The organism is Mycobacterium nebraskense (assembly GCF_002102255.1).
GTDB classification, from domain to species: Bacteria; Actinomycetota; Actinomycetes; order Mycobacteriales; family Mycobacteriaceae; genus Mycobacterium; species Mycobacterium nebraskense.
In genome coordinates this window covers 1-5,995 of the sequence record NZ_LQPH01000043.1, presented here as the reverse complement: position 1 = coordinate 5,995, position 5,995 = coordinate 1, and the positions used below count along the sequence as shown (strand labels likewise).

General features: G+C 64.5%; 4 protein-coding genes and 1 pseudogene. All 5 read left to right on the top strand.

Going from position 1 to position 5,995, the window contains the following annotated elements; genetic code table 11:
* Positions 1–188: pseudogene (locus tag AWC17_RS33020) on the top strand (hypothetical protein); the annotation flags it as partial.
* Positions 188–1,129, top strand: coding sequence for a hypothetical protein (locus tag AWC17_RS04945; protein WP_085164352.1), 942 nt, complete (start codon positions 188–190; stop codon positions 1,127–1,129). The pseudogene AWC17_RS33020 and the gene AWC17_RS04945, both read left to right, overlap by 1 nt.
* 34 nt (positions 1,130–1,163) lie before the next feature.
* Complete coding sequence (locus tag AWC17_RS04940) at positions 1,164–1,496, top strand: hypothetical protein (RefSeq protein ID WP_085164350.1); 333 nt, start codon at positions 1,164–1,166, stop codon at positions 1,494–1,496.
* Positions 1,493–4,417, top strand: a complete 2,925-nt coding sequence (locus tag AWC17_RS04935) for an ATP-binding protein (protein ID WP_244193474.1) — start codon at positions 1,493–1,495, stop codon at positions 4,415–4,417. The genes AWC17_RS04940 and AWC17_RS04935 overlap by 4 nt, the downstream gene beginning before the upstream one ends.
* Positions 4,414–5,995 (top strand): hypothetical protein (locus AWC17_RS04930; RefSeq protein WP_085164348.1); only part of this gene is annotated, 1,582 nt, incomplete at its 3' end. The genes AWC17_RS04935 and AWC17_RS04930, both read left to right, overlap by 4 nt.

Genomic DNA, 5,995 nt, shown 5'->3' with positions numbered 1-5,995 from the left:
ATCCCACCCCAACCCCCACCACCGACCAACCCAACATCGTCGGCGGCATCCTCGGCGGCCCACCACCGGGCGCAAGCGCTGACCCCGACGGGGGCCAGCGACAACATGACGGGGGCAATCAATCTGACCCCAGCGACGGCACATTCGCGATCAGCAGCATCAAAATCATTGGACACAAGGCACTCTGATGAAGATCTCCAACACGTGGAAACGCCGCCTCACCGCCGCGGGAACCGGTTCTCGCCGAATCGGATTCGCCGTCCTAGTCATCACCTCCTCGATCAGCGGCTTCGATAAGGCGTGGCATCTCATCTTTCCCCCTGCCCCACCGCCCATTACGGCGCTGAGCCGCACAGCGATCAACGAGGCTGACAAAATCTCGGCGTTCGCCGCCGAATGCGTCGAAGCGATCCTGACTGCGGCGACGACTGGCCCCGAGCAAAAGGCCTGCTACCCCGACGGCCGTAAGTACACGCTGCCCACCTCGGCGACCACCACCGTATCCGACGCCAAACCCGTTGGCATCAAATACGGCCCAACAAACCAGACCTCCAAAGTGTTTGCCGTCAAAGTCCAACTCGCCGAGCAGCCCTACCCCGGTGCCCCCAAGACCCTCGCGGTCTACCAGCTACCTGTTGCGCTCTACCAAGACACCGGCATGCAAGCCCTCGACAAAATCTCACGACTCACCGCCACCGCACCCGGCGCCTACCTACCGCTGGGCTACTCGGTCACCATCGAGAAAACCCCACCCAATTCCAGCGACCTCACCCCGTTATATACGACCCTGAAAGGATTCGCCGCGGCATACCTGACCGCCGCGGGCGGCCTGGACCGATTCACCACCACCGACTCCGCAATCACCCCGCTGGGCACCTACGCCGCAACAACTCTCACCGGCGCTGCGGCCGCCGACACGCCACCGCAAAACCCAGCCGATAACACCGAACTCGCCGTGCACATCGACGTCGCCGCGCGGCGCCCCGACTACACCCAACAGATGCTGGCCTACCCGCTGACGCTGCGCGCGGTCGGCGGCAGTTGGTTTGTCGCCCGCATCGACGCGCTGCCCGTCCTGGCCGACGCCGAACCCACACCAGCCCCGCCGGAAACGCCGAAAGCCCCGTAACGACAACCAGATCGACCACACGAAGGGAACAACCATGAACATCGCAGCCCTCGCGGCAACCCTGCCCGCAGCCGCCATACACCTGCACGCCGCCGGCGCTGGAGTCATCAACATGTCCCACGAGGTGTTCTACGCACTCGTCGGCGTCGCCGGCACCTACTTCCTCGGCAACGGCATCGTGCGCGCGATGCGCGAGCACCACAAGAAAGGCACCGGCGCGGCACTGTCGGCGATAGCCGGCGGCGTGTTGATCGCCGTTGTCATCGCCCACATCGTCGGTCTCTACAACCGCGGCAACGAAGAATTCGAGAACGTCGAAGGCGGCGGTCACGGTGTGCAGCTGCCCAGCGGCAGCCGCGGCTGGTGACTACCAACCAGGCGGCGCCAGCCCCAGCCGCCGCCAAGGTCGCACAGGCATTCTCCGGCATCCGCGACGTCGACATCCACGTCGGCGGCGACGCCGGGCAAGGTCAACGCTGGCCCGGCGGCCCCTACCGCAAAATCGAAATGGGCGCCATCGCCGCGATCGCTGGACCCGCCCTGTGGTGGATCGACAGCCACCACGCAGGAACCACGTGGCCGGTGCTTCTGGCCGCGGCGATCCTCACCGCAGTGACAGTCTCGCTGATGCGGCTCCTCATACCAAGGGGGCGGCCCTCGCTATCCACACGTATCCAATTCGCCCGCAACATATTCCGGCCACCACACGTAACATCCTCCCCCCTTCGTGATCAGCGCGACGACCTCGCCGCACGCATCGACGACACGATCGACCCACCCACACGTGTCGACGGCAACCTCGTCTTCACCAAAAATGGTGTCTACGCCGAATTTCTGCTCGACGGACGCCCGGTCTCCATGCGCCCACTACGCACCCATGAACACGCCGCCGAACTCACCCGCAACCTAGGACGTCACCTGCCCTCCGGCGCGCAGATCCGCGGCCTACTCGTCGCCGACGACACCAAAGCGATCCTGCGCGGCATGGTAGGCGCCCACGCCGACAAACCCGCCTGGGTCGACCAATGCCGCGCCTGGGAACCCACCATCAACGCACCGTCCAAAACACTCACCACCGGATTCACCGGCCCAGTGCGGCAACGTTTTTGGCTCACAGTTCCTGTCGACGCCGGCACCGCCGGCCGCACACCGCTGGGTCAAGGACGCCGCGCCTGGGACTGGATCAGCGGCCGCGACAAAGAATCCGCACAATCCATTCACCACTACCACACCACCGCCCGCAAGATCGCGCGGGCGCTGCCCAACCAATTCAACGTCCGCGCCGCTACACCCGCGCAAATCCATTGGTACCGCCGCCACCGCGCCACCGCCGGCGTCATTCACCAGCCCATGCCGCCCGCCGGTGTCGGCCCGCAATCGCTGAACATGCACGACTTCTCGCGCATCGCACTCGACGAGGGCGACAACGCCGCCCGCCCGTGGTGGCGACCCAGCTTCAAAGCCCTGGTCCGCGTCTATGACCCCGACGATCCACGCCTGCCATCGAGCTACCAAACATTCCTCACCGTCGAACACTTTCCCGACACCGGCATCCGCTTCCCCCGCGCCTCCTATCTGCACTCACTGCTCAACGTCGAAACCGAAGCTCACATCGAATGGACCCAACACCACATCGTCCGCACACCCGACGAGGGCAAGGCCATCACCTACCGCCACACCAAGAACATAAAAGACCAAATGGTGCAACGCGGCCCACGCGCCGCCGACGACGACGAACTACCCAAAAAGCTGCACCGCTCCCGCGCCTACACCCGCCAACTCGGCAGCACACCGGCCGAACGCGAGCTCGACCACACCGTCATCATCGCCGTGGCCGCCCCCACCCCGGACCTGCTCGATGACGCCGTCAAACAGATCCGCCAAGAACTCGACACAGTCGGAATCGTGGCCCGACGCCGCAGAGGCGCACAACTGCTGCTGTGGAAGGCATTTCACACCGGAAGCGAAACCTCGTGCCCCCTTGAGGAATTCCGCATCCCCACCACAGCACACCTGTGGTCGCTGTTCTTGCCGCTGATCTCCAGTCGCGTCGGAAACATCAAAGGCAGCCCGCTGGCGGTCGACCAAACCACCCTGCGGCCCGCGGTCATCCTGCACGACCCCGAAGGCTGTGCGCGACGCAACAAAAACACCGGAATCGGCGTCGTCGGCGACCCCGGCGGCGGCAAATCCAACCGCACCAAACTCTCGGCATTCGAACTGATCCTGCGCGGCGGGCGAGTCGTGGTCTTCGAACCCGACACCATCGCTGAATGGCAGAAAGCGCTCACCCCCATCCGGGGCGTGCGATTCATCGATCCGACCATCGCGCAATACTGCTTTGACCCGCTGGTGATCTTCCCGCCACACCTGGCCGGGCGGATCGCAGCCGCCCACATCCTGCCCTGGATCGGTCTGCCCCACGACAGCATTCTGGCCAAACGCTACCGACGCTTGCTGCGCCCGGAATCGCGCGCAGCTAAAGGCATCAGCAGCCACCGCGCGTTGATGGATTACCTGCGCGCCCAGCCCGGTGCCGACGACGACGAGCTGCTACTGCGCCTAGAAACCGCCGAAGAAGACTTTCCGGGCCTGTTCGACGACGCCCTGCCCCCCTACCACCCCCAAGACTCACCCGCCACGGTGTATCTGACCGGCAACCTGGCCCTGCCCGACGCCGAAGACCTCACCAATGCAGAGCTGTACAACAAACTGTCCGGGACCCAACGCGCCGGGATGGCCATCTACGGGCTGCTCATCGAACTCGAGCAGCGCTACATGTTCGAGCGCCTCGACGTGTTCGACGTGATGATCTTCGAGGAATGCGCCGAGCTGTGCGCATTTACCACCACCGCGCGCATCGCCCACAAGATCACCCGCCGCGGCCGAAAACACGCCACCGGGATCTGGCTGATCACCCAGGACTACCGCGACCTGGCAGCCATGGGCGACAAGTTCATCACCCAGAAATGGATCTTCCGCGTCCAAGACCCAGAACTAGCCCGAGAAACATTGCGCTGGGCCAACATCGACCCAGACATGTATCCCGAACTCATCGTCACACTGTCCGAGGACACCAGCCCCGGCAACACCCGAGACGAAGACCTCATCGACGACGGCGACCAGGACGCACCTCGCATCGTGGAAGCCGCCACCGTCGACCCCGAGCGGCGCGGCGAAGGCTTCCTGGTCGACGAGCTCGGCCGAGCCGCCCGCGTCCAATTCTTCGGCGCCCCAACACAAGAACAAGCCGACGCCTTCGACAGCACCGCCCCGGTCGCAGCATGACCATCACCGAGCACATCGCCGTGTGGCTGCGCGAGCATCCCCGCTTTCGCCGAGCGCTGATCGTCACGAACACCGTCTACGGGCTAGCACTGTGGGCGGTAGCCTGCGCCCCTCGCGCCGCCGCCGAAACCAGCGGCGCCGCATTAGGCTGGACCGGGCTCAAAGACACCTACAACGTGCCGCTGCAAGACTACTTCGTCTCCATCGTCGACACCTCCGAAGCCGTCACCAACAACGGCCAACACGTCAGTGCCATCGACCCCAGTACCTGGCTGCCGTGGCTGGCCCATGCCACCGAAGCCGGGCTCACCCACGCGCTGACCGCCCTGCTGCTCACCGGGGAAGGGTCGGTCCTGGTGTGGATGTTCGCTCTGATGTTTTGGTTCCTACGTTTCGCGAACTCCGGTGCCTGGCTTGCCGCGCTGGCCCACATCGGACGACCCATCTGGGCCGCAGTCAACACATTGATCGAGCAGATGTGGCTGGGGCCCTTAGCCATCGCGTTGTGCACCTGCGTGGCCGGCTTTCACTATCTCAACGGACGAGTCGGCCGCGCCTACAGCGTGGCCGGAAACGCCGCGATCTTGACCGCGCTGTGGTGGACGATATTTCGCAACCCCATCGACGATCTCACCAGCGAACACGGTCTGCTGGGCAGTGCCCGCTGGACCGGCTTTCACATCGTCCGGTCGATCAACCCGAACAACTTCGCGCCCGGGCACTCACTCGATTCACTCGATGATCAGCTCAACGGCCTGATATCGCAACTGATTTCGACCACCGTGCGGCCGATGCTGCAGCTGATGAACTTCGGCACCGTCGTCGACACCAACCCAGTCTGCGCCCACGCCTGGTCCACCGCTGTGATGAACGCCAACGGCCAAGGCGCAGGCCCGGCCCATGCCATGGCCACCACACCAGGGTGTGGGGCCGTGCAGGCTCTCGCGCACGCCCAACAATTAGGCGTCAACGACATCGCCCTAGGCGCGATATTCCTGATAATCGGATTCGTCGTCGGACTGTTCATCTGGTACGCCGGAATCACCGCCATGGTCCTCGGCGCCAAGGCCACCTACTACGGCATCGTCGCCGTACCAGCGTTTCTGGCCGGCATGACCGGATCGCAGCGCGCCAAAAACTATGCCCACCACGCCGGCGCCCAACTGCCCCTGCACGCGGTACAAATGATCATTTTCACCACCTTGATCTGCATCAGCAGCTTGGGCATGAGCTGGACAATGACCACCCCGCTATTCGGCCACGGCGAGAACACCGCAGTACCCCGCCTGCTCGTGGTCGCCGTGGGCGCGCTCGTCTCGATCCTGGTGTTTCACTACATCGACAAACACTTCTACACCGACAGCATGGGCACCATCGGACACCACCTGACGAGCGCCTACCAATCCGCGCGCCGCAGCGTCCGCGCCGACTACGACGACCTCAACGACCATATCGACACCGCCCGCCGAACCCGAGACCGTTACCGCGATTGGCGCCAGCGACACTCAGGAACCGACGACCCCGACAGCGATGGGGACGACCCCACTACCACCCCGCCCGGCCTGGACGTCGTCAAGC